We start from the raw sequence: 23,525 nt of genomic DNA, 5'->3' as shown, positions 1-23,525 counted from the left end.
TGCGCTCTTCTCCGCTGCCCTGCGACCGCACGCACCGGACGCCCCGGGCCCCGCCCTTCGGGTGGACGACGCCAGTTGAAACGGACGACGCTACGTTGAGGACGGACCCTGCCCCTGCTGCCGGGAGGTGAGGCGATGGCCGACGACGACCCGGGCCTGTTCGGCCCCCGATCGGTCACCTGGCAGATCCACGGCGACCCGGTGATGTGGATCGCCGGGGTGCGCGCGCTGTACTTCCAGGCGCTGCACCCGCGAGCTGTCCGCGGCGTCACCCAGAACTCCGACTTCCGGCAGGACGCCTGGGGCCGGTTGCTGCGCACCGCCAACTTCGTCGGCACCATCACCTACGGCACCACCCGGGCCGCCGAGAAGGCCGGTGCCCGGGTCCGCGCCATCCACCGGCACCTCTCCGCGACCGACCCGGAGACCGGCGAGCGCTACGGCGTGGACGAGCCGGAGCTGCTCCTGTGGGTGCACTGTGCGGAGATCGACTCCTACCTCCAGGTGGCCCGCCGCTCCGGCATCCCGCTCACCGACCGCCAGGCCGACGCGTATGTGCGCGAGCAGCGCGCGGCGGCCCGTCTCGTCGGCCTCGACCCGGCCGGGGTCCCGGGCGACACCGCGAGCATGGCGGCGTATTTCGCGTCGGTGCGGCTCGATCTCGCGGCGAGCCCGGAGGCGTACGACGTCGAGGCCTTCCTCCGCCGTCCACCCGTCGCACCGCTGCTCGTCCCCGCGCGCGAAGTGCTCTGGCGGCGCATCGCGGCACTCGCGTACGCCGCACTGCCGCCGTACGCCCACCGTCTCTACCGGCTTCCCGCCCCGCCGCCCGCGACCGTCACCAGGCGGCTGCAGGCCGTGCGGACCATCCTCCGCACCGTGCCGGACGACCTGCGCTGGAGGCTGCCGCCCCGCCACATACCCCGGGCCATGGACCGCCTCGGCCCAGGAGCTCGCCCGTCGCCCTACAGGCTGCGCGAGCTGGCAGCCATACTGGACGGACCGGGAGGCGGGCCGAAATGACCGACGGGGGCGACAGCGGACGATGGGGGAATCCAGTCTGATCAACGGTCGCTACCGGCTGCTGGACCTGATCGGGCGCGGGGGCATGGGCGAGGTCTGGCGCGCGGTCGACGAGGCCCTGGGCCGCCGCGTGGCCGTCAAGTGCCTCAAGCCGGTGGGCCGTCAGCACGACCAGCCCACCGTCCGGGCGCTGCGCGAACGGTTCCGGCGAGAGGCGCGGGTCGCCGCGGCGCTCCAGCACCGCGGGATCACCGTCGTCCACGACTTCGGCGAGCACGACGGTGTGCTCTATCTGGTGATGGAGCTGCTGGAGGGCCGTAACCTCAGCCAGCTCATGCGGGACAACGGCCGCAAGCCGCTGCCCGTCGCGGACGTCGTGGAGGTCGCCGATCAAGTGGCCGCCGCCCTCGCCTACACGCATCGCCAGGGCATCGTCCACCGCGACCTCAAGCCGGCGAACATCATGCGGCTGACCGACGGCACGGTGAAGATCTGCGACTTCGGCATCGCCCGGCTCGGCCACGACATCGGCTTCACCGCCCGCCTGACCGGTACCGGCATCGCCATGGGAACCCCGCATTACATGTCGCCCGAGCAGATCGGCGACGGTGGCGTGGACCACCGCAGCGACCTGTACTCGCTGGGCTGTGTGCTGTACGAACTCGCCACCGGAGCCCCGCCGTTCGACCTCGGCGACGCCTGGGCCATCCTCATCGGGCACAGGGACACACCGGCCGAGCCGCCACGCACCCACCGGCCCGAACTCCCCGAATTCCTGGAGCGGGTGGTGCTCGACCTGCTCGCCAAGGACCCCGAGGACCGGCCGCGGGACGCCGAGGCGATCGCCGTACGCCTCGCGGCGGCCCGCGACGCCACGCGGTACGGCGGTGCGGCCGGGGCGGTGTGGACTCCCGCCCCGGGCGACGCGCCGGTCTTCTCCGTTCGGCACGGTGGTACCCGGCACGGCACCGCGCCTCACGGCACCTTGGCCACCGCGCCCCAAGGCACGCCGGGCAGCGGGCCTCACGGCTCCGCGCTCCATGGTCCCGGCGCCGCGTCCCATGGCGCCCCGACCACCGCGCCTCACGGCACCTCGGCCACCGCGTCTCATGGTCCGGGCAGCGGGCCTCAGGGCTCCGCGCTCCATGGTCCCGGCGCCGCGTCGCCCAGCGCATCGCACGCGGACGACGCGGGCGCGGGCGATGGCGCCGGCGGCGACCCGGAGGCCGGCCCCGCCGCACGGCCGCCCCGCGCCGAGTCGCCGACGCTGCGCGTCGCCCGTGCCGCGGGCTCGCACGCGCTGCCCGGTTGGGCCCGCTCCATGACCACCGGATCGAGGGCGCACTCCTGCCCGGCCACGTCCGCCGCGCGGCCGGATCCGTTGGCCGCGGCGCTCACCGGCGAATGGATCGCACGCCCCGCCCCGTACCGGCCGCCCGAGCCGTCACCCGTCGAGGACCGGCCCACACCGCCGCCGCCCGAACTGCTCACCGTCCTCGCCGGGCGGCACAACGCAGGGCTCAGCCTGGGCCGTCTGGGCCGCTGGGCCGAGGCGGGCGAGGTGCACCGTTCGGTCGCCGCCGAGCGCGAGCATGCCCTCGGCCCCGATCACCCCGATACGCTCGCCAGCCGCTACGAAATCGGCTTCACCCTCACCCGGCTCGGCCGCGCCGCCGACGCGCTCCGGGAGTTCGGCCGGGTCGCCGAGGGGCGCGAGCGAGTGCTCGGCCCGGAGCACCCCGACTCCCTCGCCGCCCGCCAAGAGGCCGCCTACGTCCTGGGGCTGCTCGACCGCCATTTCGAGGCGCACCAGATCTACACCGCCGTACTCGCCGTGCGCGAGCGGACGATGGGCGCCGACCACCCCGACACCCTCCGCTGCCGTCACAACCTCGCCTTCAACCTCGGCCGCCTCGGGCGGCTGGAGGACTCGTACGCGATGGCGCGCGACACCGCCGCGGACCGCGCCCGCGTACTCGGCGAGCACCATCCGGACACTCTCGTCACCCGGTGCGAAGTCGCCTATGCGCTCGGCCTGCTGGGCCGCTGGCAGGAAGCCCTCGACGCCTACCGCGAGGTCGCCGCGGCGCGGAGCGAGGCGCTGGGCCCCGACCACGCCGACACCCTTGCCGCCCGCTACGAGGTCGCAATCAGCCTGGGGCGGCTCGGCCGGAGCGAGGAGGCGCTCGCGCTCTGCCGCGACCTGGTGGAGGACCGCACCCGCGTGCAGGGAGCGGCCGACCCCGAGACGCTGCGCGCCCGCCACGTCCTCGGAGTCAACCTGGGGCGACTGGAGCGCTGGGAGGAGGCCGTCGCCGAGGCTCGGACGGTGGGTGAGATCCGCGGAGACGTCCTGGGCGGCGACCATCCCGACACGGTCGCCAGCCGCCGTGAGGTGGCCGTCGGACTCGGCCGGCTGGGCCGCTGGCCCGAGGCGCTGGCCGTCCACCGCGAGGTGGCCCGTGCCCGTGAGCGGGTCCTCGGCGTGGACCACACCGACACCCTGACCAGCCGCAACGACGAGGCCCACTGCCTGGAGCAGCTCGGCCGCTCGGAGGAGGCGCAGGCGCTTCTTCGCCGCGTTGCGGACCTCCGTCGGCAGCGCCCCGCGGGCGGCCGCTGACCGGCCCGGCGGCCGGGAGCCGTCCGCCGGAGCGGCACGACCCCAGCCGCGCGGCCCAGCGGTCCGGTCGTACGGCCCGGCGGGAACCGTGGTACGGCGGGCCTGAGCGTGGACCCGTGGTAGGGCAGACCCGAGCGCGGACGCTGTCGTACGGCGGGCCTGAGCGCGGACCCGTCGTACGACCCGGCGCAACCCGTCGTACGGCTCCCTACGCGCGCACAGCGACCGTTCTCCGCGCCCACCGCCGGAGGCACCACTGCGCAGGAGGTGGAGGCCGTGTTACCAAGAGGCATGCCTGCCAAGGAGACCTACGACGCAGTGATCATCGGCGGTGGCCACAACGGCCTCACCGCCGCCGCCTACCTCGCCCGCGCCGGGCGCAGCGTGCTCGTGCTCGAACGGCTGGACCACACCGGCGGCGCCGCCGTGTCCACGCGCCCCTTCGCCGGGGTCGACGCCCGGTTGTCCCGCTACTCCTACCTGGTCAGCCTGTTGCCGCAGAAGATCGTGCGGGACCTGGACCTGGGCTTCGCGGTGGCCGAACGCACCGTCTCCTCCTACACCCCCGCCGTACGGGACGGCCGTGCGACCGGGTTGCTGGTGGACAGCCGGAGCGACGCGCGTACTCGCGAGGCGTTCACCCGGCTCACCGAGTCGGACCGGGACTTCCGCGCCTGGCAGGAGTTCTACGGCATGACACTGCGGCTCGCCGGTCGCGTGTTCCCCACTCTCACCGAGCCGCTGCCGGCACGCGAGGAGCTGCGCAGGCTGGTCAGGGACGACGCGGCCTGGCAGGCGCTGTTCGAGCAACCGATCGGGGTCGCGCTGGAAGAGACCTTCGAGGACGACCTCGTCCGCGGCGTGGTCCTCACCGACGCGCTGATCGGCACGTTCGCCGACGCGCACGACGAGACGCTCCGGCAGAACCGCTGCTTCCTCTACCACGTGATCGGTGGCGGAACCGGCGACTGGAACGTCCCCGTCGGAGGAATGGGGGCGCTCACCGACGCCCTCGCGGGCGCGGCCCGGACCGCGGGCGCAGAGATCGTCACCGGACACGAGGCCACCGCGATCGCCACCGACGGCAGGAACGCGGAGGTCACCTACCGCACCGCCGACGGCGAAGGGACTGTGGGCGCCCGGCACGTCCTCGTAGGCGCCGCCCCGCACGCCCTCGCCGCCCTGCTCGGTGAGGAAGCGACGGTGCCCAAGCCCGAGGGCGCGCAATTGAAGGTGAACATGCTGCTGAAGCGGCTGCCCAGGCTGCGCGACCCGGACGTCGACCCGCGCGACGCCTTCTCCGGGACCTTCCATATCGCCGAGGGATACGGGCAGTTGGCGACGGCCTACGAGCAGGCCGCGGCCGGTGAGCTGCCGTCCGCACCGCCGTCGGAGATCTACTGCCACTCCCTGTCCGACCCGTCGATCCTCGGTCCCGAGCTGGTCGCCGAGGGCTGTCAGACGCTGACCCTCTTCGGGCTGCACGTGCCCGCCCGGCTGTTCGAGCGCGACAACGACGCCGTACGGGAGGAGCTGCTGAAGTCCACGCTGGCCCAGCTCGACGCCTGTCTCGGCGAGCCGATCACGGACTGCCTGGCGACGGACGCCGACGGCAGGCCGTGCATCGAGGCGAAGACGCCACTGGACCTGGAACGCGACCTCGGGCTGCCCGGCGGCAACATCTTCCACCGCGAGCTTTCCTTCCCGTACGCGACCGAATCCACGGGCCGCTGGGGCGTGGAGACGGCGCATCCGAACATCCTGCTGTGCGGCGCCGGTGCGGTCCGCGGCGGTGGTGTCAGCGGTATCCCGGGGCACAACGCGGCGATGGCGGTGATGGGGGAGTAGCGGGGGAGTTCGCTGTGCGATTCCTCGCGGTGGGGGGGCGCACAGCGGCGCCCAGAACGGCGTGTGTGCCGGACCGCCGTCCACACGTCCTCTGCGCGACGACGTACCCGCAGCGCGCCGGCCACGCACGCAGCGCGTCGGCCACTCGCGGAGCGCGCCGGCCACTCACGGACCACGTCGGCCACTCGCGGAGCACCGCGGCTTTCCGGGTGCCCGGGATCAGTTCCTCTCCGCGGACCAGCCCGCCAGGGCGACGCGGGAGGCGTCCGCGGACCGCGCGTCGTCGAAGAGGATGCGCCCGCCGTCCTCGACCCGGATCCCGTCGGCGTACACGCCCCGCCCCACGTATTGGGCATCGGTGGTGTATCGCCAGCGCAGGGTCACGGGCCTGCCGCGCCACGCCGACAGGTCGGCCTGCGCCCTGTGCCAGACGCGCCCGGACCAGCCGGTCAGCGCACCGTCCGGGTGCTGCACCGGCGAACCGCCGGGAGCCGCCGTTGCGAACGCCACGCGCTGCCAGCTCTCGCCGCCGTCCGTGGACGCCTCCAGGAACAGCCGGTCGGCCGACGGCTCGGTGTCCCACCAGAGCGAGAACAGCAGCCGCGACGCGCTCGCGTGCGTGACCGTGACGGGCGGCAGCGCGAGCGTGACCGAGCGGGCCGTCGGCATCCCGGAGAACCAGGCCGTACCCCCGTGAGCAGGGCGTACCGGCACGGCGCGCGCCATGTTGTCCGCCGCGGCGGCCCGCGGCGCGCTGCCCGAGCGCCAGGTGCGGCACGGGTGAACGGAGTTGGAGAGGAGCACGAGGAAGGAGTCGGTGCTCGGGTCCAGCACGATCGAGGTGCCGGTGAAGCCGGTGTGCCCGGCGGTGCGTGGGGTCGCCATCGCACCCATGTACCAGTGCTGGTACAGCTCGAAGCCGAGCCCGTGCTCGTCGCCGGGAAAGGCGGTGTTGAAGTCGGTGAACATCAGCTCCACCGACTCGGGTTGCAGAATGCGCGCGGAGCCGTACGCGCCGCCGTTCAGCAGGGTGCGGCACAGTACGGCGAGGTCCCAGGCGCAGGAGAAGACGCCCGCGTGCCCGGCGACTCCGCCGAAGGACCAGGCGTTCTCGTCGTGCACCTCGCCCCACACCAGTCCCCGGTCCAGCCGTGCCCAGGGCTTGCGCTCGTCCTCGGTGGCGGCGATCCGGGGCTTCCAGTCGGCGGGCGGGTTGTAGCGGGTGGACGCCATCCCGAGCGGGCGGGTGATGTCCTCGCGCAGCAGGACGTCCAGCGGGCGGCCGGTGATCCGCTCGAGGACGAACTGGAGCGAGATGAGGTTGAGATCCGAGTAGAGGTACTTGCTGCCCGGCGGATTGAGCGGCGCCTCGTTCCACAGCAGCCGCAGCTTCTCCTCCCAGGTCGGCTGGTCGAAGAAGTTCAGGTCCGGCCGGAACCCGGAGGTGTGGGTGAGGAGGTGCCGGATGGTGATGGCCTGCTTGCCCGCGGCGCCGAACTCGGGGAGGTACGAGGCGACCGTGGCATCCAGCTTCAGCTCGTCGCGCTCGATCTGCTGTACGGCGAGGATCGAGGTGAAGAGCTTTGAAACGGAGGCGAGGTCGAAGACGGTGTCCGGGGCCATCGGGATCCGTTCCGCGGCCGGGAGCTCCACACCGGTGTCGGTGGCCTCGTCGTACCGGGAGTACCGCAGTGCGTAGCCGATGGCGTCCTCCAGCGCCACCGTGCCTCCGCGGCCCGCGAGCATCGCCGCCCCCGCGTAGTAGGGGTACTTCGGCGACGGACCCAGGTACGCACCGGCGTCGGTGACCAGTTGCCCGATGTGCTGCTCCAGGAGTCCGGCGCGGGCCGGGGTGCCACGCCGGAGCGTGGTGTGCGCGCGGGAGCGGGCACCCGGCGCGGAGGTGGCGTGCACGGGCGGAGAGGCCAGCAACAACGATCCGCCGAGCGCCAGCGCACCGGCACCGAACTGACGCCGATTCACAGGACCTCCTGAAAGAATCTTTCGATCCACCGATCCGACGTCGAAACTTTCTTCCCGTACCGTGGCCCTGTCAAGGAGCCCAGCCAATCTGACGCCGCATCAGAAAATCTCTTCCCTCGTCCGGCCCGCTGCGGCATCCTGCGCGCATGCAGACGGAGCTGAGCAGGAAACTGGGCGCGGAGCACGCCATCTTCGGGTTCACGCCGTTCCCCGCCGTGGCCGCGGCCATCACCCGCGCCGGCGGCTTCGGCGTCCTCGGTGCCGTCCGCTACGGTGCGCCCGGCGATCTGGCACGCGACCTCGACTGGATGGAGGATCACACCGACGGGAGGCCGTACGGCCTGGATGTCGTCATGCCCGCCAGGAGGGTCGCGGGCGTGACCGAGGCGGACGTCGAGGCGATGATCCCCGAGGGACACCGTGCCTATGTCCAGGACCTGCTCACCAAGCACGGCGTCCCCGAGCTGAGGTCCGGCGAGGCGTCCGGATGGCGCATCACCGGCTGGATGGAACACGTCGCCCGCTCCCAGCTCGACGTGGCCTTCGACTACCCGGTGCGGCTCCTCGCCAACGCCCTCGGCTCGCCACCCGCCGATGTCGTCGCCCGCGCCCACGACAACGACATCCTCGTGGCCGCCCTGGCCGGCAGCGCCAAGCACGCGCGGCGCCACGCCGAGGCGGGCATCGACATCGTCGTCGCACAGGGCTACGAGGCGGGCGGCCACACCGGAGAGATCGCCTCCATGGTGCTCGTCCCCGAGGTCGTACGCGCCGTGGATCCGCTGCCCGTACTCGCCGCGGGCGGCATCGGGAGCGGCGAACAGATCGCCGCCGGACTCGCGCTCGGCGCTCAGGGCGTCTGGCTCGGCTCCCTCTGGCTCACCACCGAGGAGGCCGACCTGCACTCACCGGCCCTCACGCGGAAGCTTCTCGCCGCGGGCTCCGGCGACACCGTCCGCTCACGGGCTCTCACGGGCAAGCCCGCACGCCAGTTGCGCACGGAGTGGACGGACGCCTGGGACGACCCGGCCGGACCCGGCGCCCTGCCGATGCCGCTCCAGGGGCTGCTGGTCGCCGAGGCCGTATCCCGCATCCAGAAGTACGAGGTGGAGCCGCTGCTGGGCACGCCCGTCGGCCAGATCGTGGGGTCGATGACCTCCGAGCGCAGCGTGCAGGCCGTCGTCGACGACCTCACCCGGGGCTTCGAGAGCGCTGTCGACCGCATCAACCGCATCGCAGGACAGGAATCCTGACGCCTCGTCACCAGCAATCGGCCAGTCCGTTTCCATCAGCCCCGGTCCTCCCCGGAAGGAGACCCGAGCCATGTCGGAAGCCCCCAACGGATTCTGGGCCCAGGCGGTCCAGGACCCGGACCGTCCGGTCCTCATCGCCCCCGACGGCGAGGAGTGGACCGCCGGCCGGCTGCACGCCGCGTGCAACCGGCTCGTGCACGGGCTGCGCGCGGCCGGGCTCCGGAAGGGCGACGCCTTCGCCGTCGTCCTCCCCAATGGTGTGGAGTTCTTCACCGCCTACCTCGCCGCCTCCCAGGCGGGGCTCTACCTCGTGCCGGTCAACCACCATCTCGTCGGCCCGGAGATCGCCTGGATCGTCGCCGACTCCGGGGCGAAGGTGCTGATCGCCCACGAGCGCTTCGCCGAGCAGGCGAGGCGGGCGGCCGACGAGGCGGGCCTGCCCGTCGAGCAGCGCTACGCGGTCGGTGCCATCGACGGCTTCCGGCCGTACGAGTACCTGCTCGCCGGACGTCCCGCGACCCCGCCGGCCGAACGCACCCTCGGCTGGGTCATGAACTACACGTCCGGCACCACCGGCCGGCCGCGCGGCATCCGCAGGCCGCTCCAGGGCAAGCCACCGGAGGAGACCCATCTCGGCGGCTTTCTCGGCATCTTCGGCATCCGGCCCTTCGACGGCAACGTCCACCTCGTCTGCTCGCCGCTCTACCACACCGCCGTTCTCCAATTCGCGGGCGCTTCCCTGCACATCGGTCACAGGGTCGTCCTGATGGACAAGTGGACGCCGGAGGGCATGCTGCGACTGATGGACCGTCACCGCTGCACCCACACGCACATGGTGCCGACCCAGTTCCACCGGCTCCTCGCCCTGCCCGACGAGGTGAAGAAGCGGTACGACGTGTCGGCCATGCGGCACGCCATCCACGGCGCCGCCCCGTGCCCCGACCACGTCAAACGCGCCATGATCGGATGGTGGGGCCACTGCGTCGAGGAGTACTACGCGGCGAGCGAGGGCGGCGGCGCCTTCGCGCCTGCCGATGACTGGCTGAAGAAGCCGGGAACGGTCGGCAAGGCATGGCCGATCAGCGAACTCGCCGTCTTCGACGACGACGGCAACCGCCTGCCGCCCGGTGAACTCGGCACCGTCTACATGAAGATGAGCACCGGCGGATTCAGCTACCACAAGGACGAGGACAAGACCCGGAAGAACCGCATCGGCGACTTCTTCACCGTCGGCGATCTCGGATTCCTGGACGAGGACGGCTATCTCTACCTCCGCGACCGAAAGATCGACATGATCATCTCGGGCGGGGTCAACATCTACCCCGCGGAGATCGAGTCCGTCCTCCTCACCCACCCCGCCGTGGCGGACGCGGCCGCCTTCGGCATCCCGCACGACGACTGGGGCGAGGAGGTGAAGGCGGTCGTCGAACCGGCAGAGGGCGACACCGCCGGACCCGTGCTCGCCGAGGCCATCCTCGCCCACTGCGCGGAACGGCTCGCCGGGTACAAGCGCCCCCGGTCCGTCGACTTCACCGATGCCATGCCGCGCGACCCCAACGGCAAGCTCTACAAACGACGGTTGCGCGAGCCGTACTGGGAAGGTCGCGAACGCGCAGTATGACGGCCCGTCAACACAGCGGCCCGGCCGCCCGGTCGTGGCCGGATCCTCCTCGCGCCTGCCCGGGCCAGGCGACTTGACCCGGGAGGTGCGGACCAACAGGATCACGCCATGACCGGTGCATGGAGCAGCACGGTGGACGGGGTTCTGCGGCGCAGCGCACGGCGGGTGCCCGGGCGTACCGCCGTACGGTACGGGCCTCGCGCCTGGACGTACGGCGAACTCGACGGGGCCGTCTCCGCGGCGGCCGCCGTCCTGCGCGACCAAGGGCTCCGGCCCGGCGACCGGGTCGCCTCGTACGGTCACAACTCCGACGCCTATCTGATCGGCTTCCTCGGCTGCTCCCGCGCGGGGCTGGTGCACGTACCCGTCAACCACCACCTCACGGGCGACGACCTGCGCTACATCCTTCAGCAGTCGGGGAGTTCGCTGGTGCTGGCCGACCCCGGGATGAGGGGGGAGATCCCGGAACCGTTCGAGGTCCTGCCGCTGCGCGACGTGGACGACTCGCTCCTTGCGCGGCTGGGCGGTGCCCGCCCGTACGAAGGGGACGCCGATCCGGCCGCCGAACAACTCGTCCAGCTCCTGTACACCTCCGGCACCACGGCGCTGCCCAAGGGTGCGATGATGACGCACCGCGCGCTGGTCCACGAGTACGTCAGCGCCATCACCGCGCTCGATCTGAGGGAGTCGGACCGGCCGGTCCACGCACTGCCGCTGTACCACTCCGCGCAGATGCATGTGTTCCTGCTGCCCTGCCTCGCGGTCGGGGCGGAGAACACGATCCTCGACGCCCCCGACGCGGCGCGGATCTTCGGCCTCGTGGAGTCCGGGCGCGCGGACAGCCTCTTCGCCCCGCCCACCGTCTGGATCGGCCTGTCCAGCCATCCCGGGTTCGCCGACCGCGATCTGACGGCGCTGCGCAAGGCCTACTACGGCGCCTCGATCATGCCCGTACCCGTCCTGGAGCGCCTCCGCGCCCGCCTGCCCGGCCTGGCCTTCTACAACTGCTTCGGCCAGAGCGAGATCGGTCCGCTCGCAACCGTCCTGGGCCCGGACGAGCACGAGGGCCGCATGGACTCCTGCGGGCGGCCGGTGCTCTTCGTGGAGGCACGCGTCGTCGACGAGGCGGGTCAGGAGGTGCCCGACGGAACGCCAGGAGAGGTCGTCTACCGTTCGCCGCAGCTCTGCGAAGGCTATTGGGGCAAGCCGGAGGAGACGGAGGAGGCCTTCCGGGGCGGCTGGTTCCACTCCGGTGACCTCGTCGTACGCGACGGCGATGGCTACTTCACCGTTGTCGACCGGGTCAAGGACGTGATCAACTCCGGGGGTGTGCTCGTCGCGTCCCGCCAAGTGGAGGACGTGCTGTACGAGCACCCCGCCGTCGCCGAGGTGGCCGTCATCGGGCTCGCCGACGAGCGGTGGATCGAGGCGGTCACGGCCGTCGTCGTCCCGCGCGGCGAGGTCGAGCCGCGGGATCTGCTCGACCACGCGAGGGAACGGCTGCCCCACTTCAAGGCACCCAAGCAGGTCTTCCTGGTCGACGCCCTGCCGCGGAACGCGAGCGGGAAGATTCTCAAGCGTGAGCTGCGGGAGCGGTTCACCCCCTCCTGAGCGCCGCCCTGGGGTATCCGTACCGGGCACCGCCTTCCGGAGCCGGTTCTTCCGGAGCCGGTTCCGGGCACCGCCGATGCTCGCCCCCCTTCTGAACTCCTGTCGCCGTACGGCTCACGCACCCCGCCGTACGCGTCCTCTGCCCGCACACCCGCGGAACGGTCCCCGGCCGAGGCCCTCTCGCCGTATGCACGGCGACCGCAGGATAATGGTTGAGAATGCAATCACCGTTCAGGAGGTGTGCAGGAATGCCCCAGCCCGAGGGAGCCGCACTTGAGGCCCTGCGAGCGCATCGTGAGGAGCTTCGGGCCCGCTATCTCCGCGAGGGGCGGGGCCGGCCGGTGACCACGGCGCGCGGCGTCCACCACGTCGCGTTCATCTGCCGCGACGTCGAGGAGACCATCCGGTTCCACCAGGAGTTCCTCGGCTTCCCGCTCGTCGAGATCGTGGAGAACCGCGACTACCGCGGCTCCACCCACTTCTTCTTCGACATCGGCCACGGCAATCTGCTCGGATTCTTCGACTTTCCCGGCCATGACCACCCCTCGTTCGCCGAGACCGTCGGTGGGATCCAGCACCTGGCGATCTCGGTGGGCGAGGAGCAGTTCGGCGCCGCGCGCAAGGCGCTCGACGCGGCCGGGATACCGTACGCGGGGCCGGACCGCGGCGTGGAGGACAGCCTCTATCTGCACGATCCGAACGGCGTGCCCATCGAGCTCTACCGGGAGCGGCTGGGCATCTTCGAAGGGACCCCGATCCTGGGCGAGACCCTCGAGGGATCACCCGGGGCGCGTGCCTGACCGCACACCGTGGCCCCCGGAGGCCCGTTTCGTCCTCCTCGAGCCGGGCAGTCGAGCGGTGCAGGGCAAGCACAGCCGATGGCCGAGAGGACGTGAAGAACGTGAAGGTAGCCTTCCTCGTGGCCCCCGAGGGTGTCGAACAGGTGGAGCTGACCGATCCCTGGCAGGCCGTGCGCGATGCCGGCGGCACGCCGGAGCTCGTCTCCACCAAGGGCGGCAAGATCCAGGCGTTCGACCATCTCGACAAGGCCGACAGCTTCTCCGTGGACCGGACCGTCACCGAGACATCGGCGGACGACTACGACGCACTCGTACTGCCCGGTGGCGTGGCCAACCCGGACTTCCTGCGGATGGACGCAAGGGCCGTGGCCTTCGTCAAGAGCTTCTTCGACGCGGGCAAACCGGTGGCCGCCATCTGCCACGCGCCCTGGACGCTCGTCGAGGCGGACGTGGTGCGCGGCCGCACACTGACGTCCTGGCCGAGCCTGCAGACCGACATCCGGAACGCGGGCGGCCTGTGGGTCGACGAGCAGGTGCACATCTGTCGCGAAGCCCCGAGCACGCTGATCACCAGCCGCAAGCCGGCCGATCTCAAGGCGTTCATCGACGCCGTGGTGACGGAGTTCCCCGTGACCGCCCGGCAGGGCTGAGCCGCCAGGGAGTCCGGAGCCGTCCGCGCCCACCAGGAGTCGCGGGGCCAGGGAGCCCGGAGCCGCTCCCCCCGGGAGTCGCGGCGCCGGGGAGTCCGCAGCCGTCCGCACCCACCAGGAGTCGCGGCCCCGTCCGCGCACCCGGAAGCCCGGAGCCGTCCGCCCCCCAAAGAGGGGCGGACGGCTCGTCAAGCCCCTTCCATGCGTGGGCCGTTCGTGAAGCGCCCCGAAGGCGCAGGCCGTTCCCGAGGCCCGGCCCGCCGCCGGTCATACCCGGCCCTCCGCCGCCACCGTACGGGCCCACCGGTAGTCCGCCTTGCCGCTGGGGGAGCGCTGGATGAACGGGGCGACGACCAGGCCGCGGGGGACCTTGTATCCGGCCAGTCTGGGCCTGCAGTGCTCCTGGATCTCCTCGAGGGTCGGCTCGGCCGCGCCTTCGCGCACCTGCACCACCGCCGAGACCCGGTTGCCCCAGGTCGGGTCCGGTACGCCCGTCACCAGGGCGTCGTACACGTCCGGATGCGCCTTGAGGGCCTGCTCGACCTCCTCCGGATAGACCTTCTCGCCCCCGGTGTTGATGCACTGAGAGCCGCGACCGAGGACGGTCACGACCCCGTGTTCGTCCACCGTCGCCATGTCGCCCAGCAGCACCCACCGCGTGCCGTCCCGCTCGAAGAAGGTCTCGGCGGTCTTCGCGGGGTCGTTGTAATAGCCGAGGGGTACGTGACCGCACTGGGCGACCCGGCCCGGCTCACCGACCCCCGCGGGCACCAGTGTGACCGGATCCACCACCGTCGTACGGTCGTTGACGCGGATCCGGAAACCCGTGGCGGGCCCGGCGTCGTCCGTCGCGGTGCCGTTGAAGCCGGACTCGGAAGAGCCGAAGTTGTTGAGCAGGACGGCGTGCGGCACGAGTTCGCGGAAACGCTCTCGTATCGTCTCGGACAGGACCGCGCCCGAGCTGCTGACGCTGAACAGCGACGAGGTGTCCGTCCCCTTCAGCGGCCCCGCCAGAGCGTCCACCAGTGGCCGCAGCATCGCGTCCCCGACCAGCGACATGCTGGTCACCCTCTCGCGCTCGACGGTGCGCAGAACCTCCTCCGGCACGAACTTGCGGTGCAGGACGACCTTCTGCCCGAAGTGAAAGCCGATGAACGCGGTGAGCGTTGACGTGCCGTGCATCAGCGGCGGAGTGGGGAAGAAGACGATGCCCTCGCCGCTCCCGGCCACCCGCTCCGCCAGCTCCCCGGGCCGGGAGACCGGCACGCCGGTCGGCGCCCCGCCGCCCATGCCCGCGAAGAACAGGTCCTCCTGACGCCACATCACACCCTTGGGCATGCCGGTGGTGCCGCCGGTGTAGATGATGAACCGGTCGTCGGCGGAGCGCGATCCGAAGCCGCGGCCGGGGGAGCCGGCCGCCTCGGCATCGGTGAACTCGACCGGCCGGACAAGGGGCCGGGGCGTTTCCGCGTCCGCTGCGCCCACCCGGATGAGGTGGCGCAGCACCGTGGTTCGGCGCAGAGCCCCCGCCACCCGACCGGTGAACTCGGCATCGAAGACCAGCGCGGCCAGATCGGCGTCGCGGAAGAGGTAGACCAGTTCCTCCTCCACGTACCGGTAGTTCACATTGACCGGAACGGCCCGGAGCTTGAGGCAGGCGAGGACGGTCTGGAGGTATTCGACGCCGTTGTAGAGGTACAGGCCGACGTGTTCGCCCGCGCCGATGCCGCTGTCCGCGAGGTGGTGGGCCAGTCGGTTGGCCGCCGTGTCGAGTCCGGCGTACGTCAGACGGCGCTCGGCACCGCTGCCGGGATGGTCGACGTACACCAGCGCCTCCCGGTCCGGGACGACATCGGCGATCGACTCGAACAGGTCGGCAAGGTTGAACTCCACCGTTCCTCCTGATCCCGTCGGGGGCTCCAGCCGACCGAGGTGTTTCCCGGCGTGCGGCCACGGGCCTTGGGCGGTTATTAGAGCGTCAGCGGGCGCAGGTGGGAAGAGTCCCGCCCCAAGAAATCTGACTACCTGTCAGAAAAACTCTTGAACTGCTCCTCCACCTCCTGCAACCTGTTCCAGGTCTCGAGACGGGAGGACTGTCATGGGCGGGACCGCGCACCTCACGGTGCGGCGCGAAGGCGCCACCCTGGTGCTCACCCTCAACCGGCCGGAGGCGAAGAACGCGCTCTCCCTGCCGATGCTGGTGGGTCTCCACGACGGCTGGTCGGAGGCCGACGAGGACGACTCCGTCCGGTCGGTCGTCCTCACCGGCGCCGGCGGGGCCTTCTGCACCGGCATGGACCTCAAGGCCCTCGCGGGCAACGGAAGGGACGGGCAGGAGTACCGCGACCGGATGAAGGCCGACCCCGACCTGCACTGGAAGGCGATGCTTCGGCACTACCGGCCGCGCAAGCCGGTGATCGCGGCCGTCGAGGGCCACTGCGTCGCGGGCGGTACCGAGATCCTCCAGGGCACCGACATCCGCATCGCGGGTGAGGGTGCCACCTTCGGCCTCTACGAGGTGCGCAGGGGCCTCTTTCCGATCGGCGGCTCCACCGTCCGCCTGCCGCGCCAGATCCCGCGCACGCACGCGCTGGAAATGCTGCTCACCGGACGCCCGTACAGCGCGGCCGAGGCACAGCGCATCGGGCTCGTGGGCCACGTCGTCCCCGACGGCACCGCGCTGGAGATGGCCCTGGAGACCGCGGAGCTCATCAACGCCAACGGGCCGCTCGCCGTCGAGGCCGTCAAGGCCAGCGTGTACGAGACCGCCGACTGCACCGAGGAGGAGGGGCTGAAGCACGAACTCGCCCGCGGGTGGCCGATCTTCGACACCGCCGACGCCAAGGAGGGCTCCCGGGCCTTCGCCGAGAAGCGCAGGCCCGACTTCCGGCGCGCCTAGTGCCGCCCCGCTCCGGTGCGGCGGCCGACCCGGTTCCCCATCGATCGGCCGACGGGGCGAGGCGAGCGGGACGCGCCGACCCAACGGGCGGCGCCCTGCCGCCCACGGGCACCGCCAGCCCATGCCGCCGTCTGCCCTGCCACGCCCCGTACGCCGTGCCGCTGGTGCGGGAGGGCGTCCCCGCCGCGGCACGAACCGCCGCCCCCGACGGAGGAGAGACAGCCATGACATCCACCCCCGCACCGGAGGTGCTCCGCGCACAGCTGGTCGTGGAATTCCCCTTCACCCGTTCCCTCGGGCCGGTGCAGAGCGCTTTCCTCACCGGGCTGCGCGAGCGCATCGTCCTCGGCGCGCGAACCGGCGACGGGCGGGTGCTCGTACCGCCCGTGGAGTACGACCCGGTGACCGCCGACGAACTCCGCGACCTCGTCGAGGTCGGCACGACCGGAACCGTCACGACCTGGGCCTGGAACCCGGCCCCCCGACCGAACCAACCGCTCTCCACCCCCTTCGCCTGGGTCCTCGTGCGTCTCGACGGCGCCGGCACCGCCCTGCTGCACGCGCTCGACGTCCCCGGCCCAGAGGCCGTACGGACCGGACTGCGCGTCCGTGTCCGGTGGGCCGCCGAGCGCACGGGCGCCATCACCGACATCGCCTGCTTCGAGCCGGAGGAGGAGGGGCAGCACGGGAACGCGCCCGGCGGTGACACGGCCGAACCCCAAGCGGCCTCGCACAGCGGGGAGTTCGACGATCCCGTCACCGGCATCGTCGCCCCCGCCAGGCTGGAGTACAGCTATTCGCCAGGCCGGGCGCAGACCCGCTACCTCACCGCCCTCGCCGCGCACCGCATGACCGGCGAGCGCTGCCCGTCCTGCCGCAAGGTCTACGTGCCCCCGCGCGGCGCCTGCCCCACCTGCGGGGTGGCCACCACCGAGCAGGTCGAGTGCGGGCCGCGCGGCACGGTCACCACCTTCTGCATCGTCAACATCAAGGCCAAGAACCTCGACATCGAAGTGCCCTACGTCTACGCCCATATCGCCCTTGACGGCGCCGACCTGGCGCTCCACGGGCGCATCGCCGGCATCCCCTACGACCAGGTCCGCATGGGACTGCGCGTCGAGCCCGTCTGGGCCGAGGGCGGCCGCTACCCCGACCACTACCGGCCCACCGGCGAGCCCGACGCGGACTACGACACGTACAAGGAGCTGCTGTGACACCCGACTTCAGCGACGACGGTCGGGGCGTCGCGATCGTCGCCTTCGCCCAGACCCGCCACCGGGCCGACACGGCCGAGGTCTCCGAGGTCGAGATGCTGCTCCCGGTCCTGGAGGACGTCCTCGGCCAGGTCGGGCTCAAGGCCGGCGAGATCGACTTCACCTGCTCCGGCTCCAGCGACTATCTGGCGGGCCGGGCGTTCTCCTTCACGATGGCCCTGGACGGGGTCGGCGCCTGGCCGCCGATCTCCGAGTCCCACGTCGAGATGGACGGCGCCTGGGCGCTGTACGAAGCCTGGGTCAAGCTCCTCACGGGAGACGCGGAGACCGCACTCGTCTACTCCTACGGCAAGTCCTCGCCCGGCCGGGTCCGCGACGTGATGACGCGCCAGCTCGACCCGTACTACGTGGCCCCGCTCTGGCCGGACGCCGTCTCGCTCGCCGCACTCCAGGCGCAGGCGCTCATCGACGCCGGGGAGACGGACGAGCGTGCGCTCGCCGGGGTCGCCGCCCGCAGCCGTGCAGCCGCCGCGGACAACCCGTACGCGCAACTCGGCGGCCCGGCCGACCTCGACCCCGGTCAACTCCTGGGTGACGACTACCTCGTGCGGCCTCTGCGCCGCCACGACGTGCCACCGGTGGGCGACGGCGCGGCCGCCATCGTCCTGGCCGCGGGGAACACCGCGCGCAGGCTGTGCTCAAGGCCCGCCTGGATCCGCGGCATGGACCACCGCATCGAGGCCCACAGCCTCGGTGTACGCGACCTCACCGACTCACCGTCCACCCGGCTCGCGGCAGAACGGGCCGGCGCCTTCCGACAGCCCGTCGACACCGCGGAGTTGCACGCCCCCTTCACATCCCAGGAAGTCGTGCTGCGCAAGGCGCTGCGGCTCGGCGACGGCGTCGACGTCAACCCCTCGGGCGGGGCTCTCGCCGCCCATCCCGTCATGGCGGCCGGGCTCATCCGGCTCGGCGAGGCCGCCTCCCGCATCCACCGCTGCGCCTCCGACCGCGCGCTGGCGCACGCCACCTCCGGCCCCTGCCTCCAGCAGAACCTCGTCGCCGTCCTGGAAGGGGATCCGGCATGAGCAAAGAGCCCGTCGCCGTCGTCGGGATCGGCCAGACCGAGCACGTCGCCGCCCGCCGCGACGTCTCCATCGCCGGACTCGTGCGCGAAGCGGCTGTACGTGCCCTGGACGACGCCCAGTTGACCTGGGCCGACATCGACGCCGTCGTCATCGGCAAGGCGCCCGACTTCTTCGAGGGCGTGATGATGCCGGAGCTCTACCTCGCCGACGCGCTCGGCGCGGTGGGCAAGCCGATGCTCCGCGTCCACACGGCCGGATCGGTCGGCGGCTCGACCGCGCTCGTCGCCACGAGCCTGGTCGCCGCCCGTATCCACGGCACCGTCCTCACGTGTGCGTTCGAGAAGCAGTCCGAGTCCAACGCCATGTGGGGCCTGTCCCTGCCGATCCCGTTCCAGCAGCCGCTACTGGCCGGTGCGGGCGGCTTCTTCGCACCGCACGTACGGGCGTACATGCGGCGGACCGGCGCACCCGACACCGTCGGCTCCCTCGTCGCGTACAAGGACCGCCGCAACGCCCTGAAGAACCCGTACGCCCATCTGCACGAGCACGACATCACCCTGGAGAAGGTGCAGTCCTCTCCCATGCTGTGGGACCCCATCCGCTACTCCGAGACCTGCCCGTCCTCCGACGGCGCCTGCGCAATGGTCCTCACCGGACGGGAGGGCGCCGCACGTGCCCCGTATCCGCCGGCCTGGGTGCACGGCGGCGCCATGCGCAGTGAGCCGACGATGTTCGCGGGCAAGGACTTCGTCTCCCCGCAGGCGGGCAAGGACTGCGCCGCCGACGTGTACCGGCAGTCCGGGATCACCGATCCACGCCGGGAGATCGACGCCGTCGAGATGTACGTGCCGTTCTCCTGGTACGAGCCGATGTGGCTGGAGAACCTGGGCTTCGCCGATGAGGGCGAGGGGTGGAAGCTCACCGAATCGGGTGTTACCGAGCTGGACGGGGACCTGCCCGTCAATCCTTCGGGCGGAGTTCTGTCCACCAACCCCATCGGCGCATCGGGAATGATCCGGTTCGCCGAGGCCGCACTGCAGGTCCGCGGCCGGGCGGGGGAGCACCAGGTGGGCGGCGCCCGGCTGGCGCTCGGTCATGCGTACGGCGGTGGCTCGCAGTTCTTCTCCATGTGGCTGGTCGGATCCGAACCCCCGGGTGCGTAATGCCGTTGCGGCCTGTGCGCCTCCCGTCACGATCGCTAGGCTGACCGGGGTAGACGAACCGGGAGGAGCACGGACGTGGCCGACAGCACCACACAACAGCCACTGGCGGAATTCACCAAGCCCAAGCTCGATCTGAGCACCGCCGAGTGGCAGTCAAGCAGCCAGGGCACGGGCGATGTCCAGATCGCCTTTGTCGAGGGCTATATCGCGATGCGGGACGGCCGCAACCCGGAAGGACCGTCACTCATCTTCACCCCCGCGGAATGGCGCGCGTTCGTCCTCGGCGCGCGTGACGGCGAGTTCGACCTCACCTGACGGACGGAGACCCGGAGCAGGACATCGCACCCGCGCCGTCCCCGCTCATCCGAGCGGGCACGACCCGGGTGCGATGTCGTTTCCGGCCGATCGGCCGCGTCCTGCCGTACGGCCCGCGCCCGCACGATCGCGGTGGCGCGCGCCGGGCCCCGTTGTCGCGCGACGGGCGCCCCTCGTCGCGCGCCGTGCTCGGTTCGCCTTCCACCCGCGCACGCCGTCCGCCCGGGGGGAGGCCGGCACAGCCCTCGACGTACGAGAGCACAAGGCCGGCGGCTCCGAGACGACCACAGCGGCATCCCTCTTCCCGCCCGTCCCGACCGCACCCTGCGCCCCGCCCGCGGCCGGGGCTGCCGCCCCGGCAAACGTGCCCGGGGAAGCCGCCCCGGCCCGTGCCCGGGGACGCCACGCAGGAGCGGCCGCGCCGGGGCGGCACCGGCCCGGCCCATGCATGACGCGCCCGTGCCCCCGGACGCGGGCGACGCGCGGGCACGTACCATGTCCGCATGTCCTTCCTCCGCCGCCGCAGCGCAGCCTCGCCCACCGGGCCGGACTTCGACGTCCTGGCGATGGACCCCGGCGACTGGCCCGGCAATCTGGGCGCCGGCCTGCTGCCTGCCCCCGACGGAAGCTGCCAGGGCGTCTTTCTCCGCTACGACCTGTTCGGCGGACGCGGCCCTGCGATGATCATCGGCAATCTGCCCGAGGGCTCCCCGGCGCGGGAAGTCGGCGAGGATCAGCCCCCGTTCGAGGTCGCGCAGCTCCTCGCCGCCCTCGGCAACGATGAGCCGGTGCATGTCGTCGAGACCGAGGACACGCCCGTGATGCAGGAGGACAACCTCCTCATCGTCAAGCGCATCGTGGTCTCCGAGGAGCGGGTCTCCTGCGTCCAGTTCGACCGCAGCGACGGTGTGCTGGTCACCATCGCGAGCTGGGACCGGCCGATCACCGAGGATCTGTACGCGCTGCTCAAGCCGCTTCCCGCGGAGATGTTCCAGCAGTCCTGAAGCAACCGTCCCCGTGTCGCGGCCGCATATCCCCACACATCACGATGAGCCGCCGCCCGGCCCTGCCGGACGGCGGCTCTCGAACCTCCTGCGAGCGTTCCGCTCCTACGAGAGTGAGCGGCGCACGGTCACATCGTCGGCCTTCACAAAGGCGACCCGGTGCCCCAGCTGGATCTGGTAGTACTGCAGCTTGCCCCGCACCACCGTGTGGTTCGTCGTGTCGAACGTGGTGGCCCAGTAGTACTCGCCGCGCGTCTTCAGTCCCGCCGCGTACTTCTGGCCGGGCAGAAGCTTGTACGGCAGCGGGTCCAGGGGCTGGACGGTGATGCCGTCCGGGTAGGCCGCCTTCTCCGGGTAGGCCCTCCCGTAGACCGGGACTTCCCCACGGCCCTTCTTGGGCGTGAGGACCATTCCCTTGGCGGGCACCGCCTTCGGCTGGGTCCGCGGGTTGTGGAACCACGCCTTCTGCCCGAGGTACCAGATCGCGGTCCAGTCGCCCTTTCGTTCGGCGACCGCGTACTGCTGGCCGGTCGTCGCCCGGGCGCCGGTGTCGTTGACGCCCCTGGTGGAGTCCGAGCCGTCGGGACGCAGGCCGATGTCCTTCACCAGCGGCGCGTCCGTCCGCGGCTCGGTGTGCAGGCGTACGGCCGCCGAGCCGTGTTCGGGACAGGTGTCGTCGCCGGCGTCGGTGCAGCCGATGTAGACGGGCCGGTTACCGGCGTAGTCCGGGAGGATCGTCACCAGGTCGCTGCGCGCGCCCGCGGTGGCCTTCAGCGGTGCGCCCAGCAGACGGAAGTAGTGCGCCCAGTCCCAGTACGGCCCGGGGTCGGTGTGCATCCCGGGGACGGTCATGGGGGTCGGGCCGGGGACGTTGTCGTGGCCCAGGATGTGCTGCCGGTCCAGCGGGATGTCGTACTTCGAGGCCAGATACCGCACCAGCCGTGCCGAGGCGCGGTACATCGCCTCCGTGTACCAGGTGTCGGGCGCCGTGAGGAAGCCCTCGTGCTCCAGGCCGATGGACTTGGAGTTGATGTACCAGTTGCCCGCGTGCCAGGCGACGTCCTTGTTCGCCACGTGCTGGGCGGTGTGGCCGTCGGAGGAGCGGAGTGTGTAGTTCCAGGACACATACGTCGGGTCCTGGACCAGCTCCAGGGCCGAGTCGTAGTAGCCCTCGATGTCGTGGATGACGATGTGGTCGATCGTCTGGCTGCGCGGGCGGTCCGCCTTGTCGTGGTTGCCGTAGTCCCGCTCGTTGCCCTCGCCGAATTCCGCATACGCCGCGGGGAACCACTCGCAGGCCACAGTTCGCGGGCAGTCCGCCTTCGTGGCGTCCACGGTGCGCAGGCCCAGCTTCCGGCTCTGCCCGGTGTCCGGGGTGAGGCCCGGCGCTGCGGACAGGACGACGCGCTGGCCGCTGTCGGTGGTCCGGGACGCTCCCTTGCGGATGACGTCGAAGACGTCCGCGGCGTAGGTCGAGGCGGTGGTCTTGTCGTCGGCGCCCGAGAAGCGGGCCACGGCGCCGTACCACTGTGCCGGGTCGGCACTCAGCGGCAGACCGAGCTTCTTCTGTGCGGCGGCGAGCAGGGCGGCACCGCCGCGGATGTTCGCCGCCGCGTCCTCGCGCAGCTTCTTCGGGGCGATGCCGGTCACGGCGGCGGCCCTGTCCAGCGTCCGCAGCCGGGCGGGCAGTTCGGCGGCCTTGGGCACGGCACGGGTGAGCCGCTCGGCCGGACGGGCGTCGTCGCCGCGCGGGTCCTCGGAGCCGTGGCTGTGGTGGGGCGCCGTGGCGAGGGCGGTGCGCGCGTCGGTGAGGTGCATGGGGCCGTAGCCGCCGGACACGCTGGGCGCGCCGTGGTGCGTGTCCCAGCGCGACTGCAGATACGCGACGCCGAGCAGCACGCTCTGCGGCACCTTGTAGTGCTGGGCGGCGTCGGAGAAGGCGCGCTGCAGGGAGGCGGGGGAACCGTCGGGACCGGGCAGCGCGGCGGTTGCCGGAGGTGCGGCGGAGAGTAGGGGGAACAGCAGAGCGGCGGTCGCCGTGGCGCCCGCCGCCCGGGTCATGCGTCGACGCGTGGTTCTCGCACTGTCGGGAGCGGATCCTCGCATGCAGCCTCCTCGGGCTGGGCTGTGCCAGGTGATGCGCAGACTGACGGGTGGGGGACGAGCAGTCGGTGGGTGGGGACAGCCCGACTAGAGCTATCGCTTGACCGACGATCCGTCAATCATGCCGCACGCGGGGATCGTCGCACGTCACGGACGCCTTGCGGGAGTTTCCGAAAGTACCGGCTCCGACCTGCGGCGCGTCATTGGCGTGGACCGATAGAGCCTGATCCGCACAGCACGCTGCGGCGCATCCGGGCTCCCCCGGTCGGGGGACGAGCCAAAGCCCTCCACGTGTGCGGCGTGGAGCAGCTCCACCGACTCGACGTG

The 23,525-nt window shown here is 71.8% G+C and carries 17 protein-coding genes; 14 read left to right on the top strand and 3 right to left on the bottom strand.

The window, feature by feature from the left end; translation table 11 throughout:
• Nucleotides 1–135: 135 nt before the first annotated feature.
• From AB0M26_RS08220 to AB0M26_RS08210, 3 genes are all read left to right on the top strand, one after another.
• Nucleotides 136–1,023, top strand: coding sequence for an oxygenase MpaB family protein (locus tag AB0M26_RS08220; RefSeq protein ID WP_365256448.1), 888 nt, complete (start codon nucleotides 136–138; stop codon nucleotides 1,021–1,023).
• Between the two features lie 22 nt (nucleotides 1,024–1,045).
• Nucleotides 1,046–3,646 carry a tetratricopeptide repeat protein gene (locus tag AB0M26_RS08215; RefSeq protein WP_365256446.1) on the top strand — a complete coding sequence of 867 codons (2,601 nt, stop codon included), beginning with the start codon at nucleotides 1,046–1,048 and terminating at the stop codon, nucleotides 3,644–3,646.
• Nucleotides 3,647–3,937: 291 nt separating this feature from the next.
• Nucleotides 3,938–5,494: an NAD(P)/FAD-dependent oxidoreductase gene (locus tag AB0M26_RS08210; protein ID WP_365256443.1), complete on the top strand. Its 1,557-nt coding sequence runs from the start codon at nucleotides 3,938–3,940 to the stop codon at nucleotides 5,492–5,494.
• Nucleotides 5,495–5,713: 219 nt separating this feature from the next.
• Here the strand turns inward: AB0M26_RS08210 and AB0M26_RS08205 are convergent, their stop codons facing one another.
• Nucleotides 5,714–7,477: a serine hydrolase gene (locus tag AB0M26_RS08205; RefSeq protein WP_365256440.1), complete on the bottom strand. Its 1,764-nt coding sequence runs from the start codon at nucleotides 7,475–7,477 to the stop codon at nucleotides 5,714–5,716.
• 146 nt (nucleotides 7,478–7,623) lie between these two features.
• On the opposite strand from AB0M26_RS08205, the gene AB0M26_RS08200 reads away from it, so the two are divergent.
• The 5 genes from AB0M26_RS08200 (at nucleotide 7,624) to AB0M26_RS08180 (ending at nucleotide 13,412) form a co-directional block, all read left to right on the top strand.
• Complete coding sequence (locus tag AB0M26_RS08200) at nucleotides 7,624–8,730, top strand: nitronate monooxygenase family protein (RefSeq protein ID WP_365256437.1); 1,107 nt, start codon at nucleotides 7,624–7,626, stop codon at nucleotides 8,728–8,730.
• Between the two features lie 70 nt (nucleotides 8,731–8,800).
• A complete protein-coding gene (locus AB0M26_RS08195) occupies nucleotides 8,801–10,351 on the top strand; it encodes an acyl-CoA synthetase (RefSeq protein WP_365256434.1) in 1,551 nt (516 codons plus the stop codon).
• A 108-nt stretch (nucleotides 10,352–10,459) separates the two neighbouring features.
• The gene (locus AB0M26_RS08190) at nucleotides 10,460–11,962 is read left to right on the top strand and encodes an acyl-CoA synthetase (RefSeq protein ID WP_365256431.1); all 1,503 of its coding nucleotides are present in this window, start codon (nucleotides 10,460–10,462) and stop codon (nucleotides 11,960–11,962) included.
• A 248-nt stretch (nucleotides 11,963–12,210) separates the two neighbouring features.
• On the top strand, nucleotides 12,211–12,762 hold the full coding sequence (locus AB0M26_RS08185; RefSeq protein ID WP_365256428.1) for a VOC family protein: 552 nt from the start codon (nucleotides 12,211–12,213) through the stop codon (nucleotides 12,760–12,762).
• A 101-nt stretch (nucleotides 12,763–12,863) separates the two neighbouring features.
• A complete protein-coding gene (locus tag AB0M26_RS08180) occupies nucleotides 12,864–13,412 on the top strand; it encodes a type 1 glutamine amidotransferase domain-containing protein (RefSeq protein WP_365256425.1) in 549 nt (182 codons plus the stop codon).
• 267 nt (nucleotides 13,413–13,679) lie between these two features.
• Here the strand turns inward: AB0M26_RS08180 and AB0M26_RS08175 are convergent, their stop codons facing one another.
• Nucleotides 13,680–15,305: an acyl-CoA synthetase gene (locus AB0M26_RS08175; protein WP_365256423.1), complete on the bottom strand. Its 1,626-nt coding sequence runs from the start codon at nucleotides 15,303–15,305 to the stop codon at nucleotides 13,680–13,682.
• Nucleotides 15,306–15,510: 205 nt separating this feature from the next.
• Here AB0M26_RS08175 and AB0M26_RS08170 point away from each other — a divergent pair, with 205 nt between their 5' ends.
• The 6 genes from AB0M26_RS08170 (at nucleotide 15,511) to AB0M26_RS08145 (ending at nucleotide 21,095) form a co-directional block, all read left to right on the top strand.
• Entirely contained in the window at nucleotides 15,511–16,311 is an 801-nt protein-coding gene (locus AB0M26_RS08170; protein WP_365256420.1) for a crotonase/enoyl-CoA hydratase family protein, read from the top strand.
• Nucleotides 16,312–16,535: 224 nt separating this feature from the next.
• Nucleotides 16,536–17,525: an OB-fold domain-containing protein gene (locus AB0M26_RS08165; protein WP_365256418.1), complete on the top strand. Its 990-nt coding sequence runs from the start codon at nucleotides 16,536–16,538 to the stop codon at nucleotides 17,523–17,525.
• Complete coding sequence (locus AB0M26_RS08160) at nucleotides 17,522–18,613, top strand: thiolase domain-containing protein (RefSeq protein ID WP_365256415.1); 1,092 nt, start codon at nucleotides 17,522–17,524, stop codon at nucleotides 18,611–18,613. The genes AB0M26_RS08165 and AB0M26_RS08160 overlap by 4 nt, the downstream gene beginning before the upstream one ends.
• Nucleotides 18,610–19,776, top strand: a complete 1,167-nt coding sequence (locus AB0M26_RS08155) for a thiolase domain-containing protein (RefSeq protein ID WP_365256412.1) — start codon at nucleotides 18,610–18,612, stop codon at nucleotides 19,774–19,776. Before AB0M26_RS08160 ends, AB0M26_RS08155 begins: the two co-directional genes overlap by 4 nt.
• 75 nt (nucleotides 19,777–19,851) lie before the next feature.
• Complete coding sequence (locus AB0M26_RS08150; protein WP_365256409.1) at nucleotides 19,852–20,091, top strand: DUF397 domain-containing protein; 240 nt, start codon at nucleotides 19,852–19,854, stop codon at nucleotides 20,089–20,091.
• Between the two features lie 503 nt (nucleotides 20,092–20,594).
• Nucleotides 20,595–21,095 carry a hypothetical protein gene (locus tag AB0M26_RS08145; protein ID WP_365256406.1) on the top strand — a complete coding sequence of 167 codons (501 nt, stop codon included), beginning with the start codon at nucleotides 20,595–20,597 and terminating at the stop codon, nucleotides 21,093–21,095.
• A 105-nt stretch (nucleotides 21,096–21,200) separates the two neighbouring features.
• Here AB0M26_RS08145 and AB0M26_RS08140 read toward each other — a convergent pair whose 3' ends face one another.
• A complete protein-coding gene (locus AB0M26_RS08140) occupies nucleotides 21,201–23,201 on the bottom strand; it encodes an N-acetylmuramoyl-L-alanine amidase (RefSeq protein ID WP_365256403.1) in 2,001 nt (666 codons plus the stop codon).
• Nucleotides 23,202–23,525: the final 324 nt, after the last annotated feature.

The sequence above is a fragment of the Streptomyces sp. NPDC051776 genome, assembly GCF_040681345.1.
Lineage (GTDB): Bacteria > Actinomycetota > Actinomycetes > Streptomycetales > Streptomycetaceae > Streptomyces.
Note: the sequence above shows the minus strand (reverse complement) of the source record. Positions and strands in the feature narration are given on the sequence as shown.

Bases quoted from the DNA above. Each gene is read 5' to 3' on its own strand.
- AB0M26_RS08220 (WP_365256448.1), top strand. From the start codon at position 136: ATGGCCGACGACGACCCGGGCCTGTTCGGCCCCCGATCGGTCACCTGG.
- AB0M26_RS08215 (WP_365256446.1), top strand. From the start codon at position 1,046: ATGGGGGAATCCAGTCTGATCAACGGTCGCTACCGGCTGCTGGACCTG.
- AB0M26_RS08210 (WP_365256443.1), top strand. From the start codon at position 3,938: ATGCCTGCCAAGGAGACCTACGACGCAGTGATCATCGGCGGTGGCCAC.
- AB0M26_RS08200 (WP_365256437.1), top strand. From the start codon at position 7,624: ATGCAGACGGAGCTGAGCAGGAAACTGGGCGCGGAGCACGCCATCTTC.
- AB0M26_RS08195 (WP_365256434.1), top strand. From the start codon at position 8,801: ATGTCGGAAGCCCCCAACGGATTCTGGGCCCAGGCGGTCCAGGACCCG.
- AB0M26_RS08190 (WP_365256431.1), top strand. From the start codon at position 10,460: ATGACCGGTGCATGGAGCAGCACGGTGGACGGGGTTCTGCGGCGCAGC.
- AB0M26_RS08185 (WP_365256428.1), top strand. From the start codon at position 12,211: ATGCCCCAGCCCGAGGGAGCCGCACTTGAGGCCCTGCGAGCGCATCGT.
- AB0M26_RS08170 (WP_365256420.1), top strand. From the start codon at position 15,511: ATGGGCGGGACCGCGCACCTCACGGTGCGGCGCGAAGGCGCCACCCTG.
- AB0M26_RS08165 (WP_365256418.1), top strand. From the start codon at position 16,536: ATGACATCCACCCCCGCACCGGAGGTGCTCCGCGCACAGCTGGTCGTG.
- AB0M26_RS08155 (WP_365256412.1), top strand. From the start codon at position 18,610: ATGAGCAAAGAGCCCGTCGCCGTCGTCGGGATCGGCCAGACCGAGCAC.
- AB0M26_RS08145 (WP_365256406.1), top strand. From the start codon at position 20,595: ATGTCCTTCCTCCGCCGCCGCAGCGCAGCCTCGCCCACCGGGCCGGAC.
- AB0M26_RS08140 (WP_365256403.1), bottom strand. From the start codon at position 23,201: ATGCGAGGATCCGCTCCCGACAGTGCGAGAACCACGCGTCGACGCATG.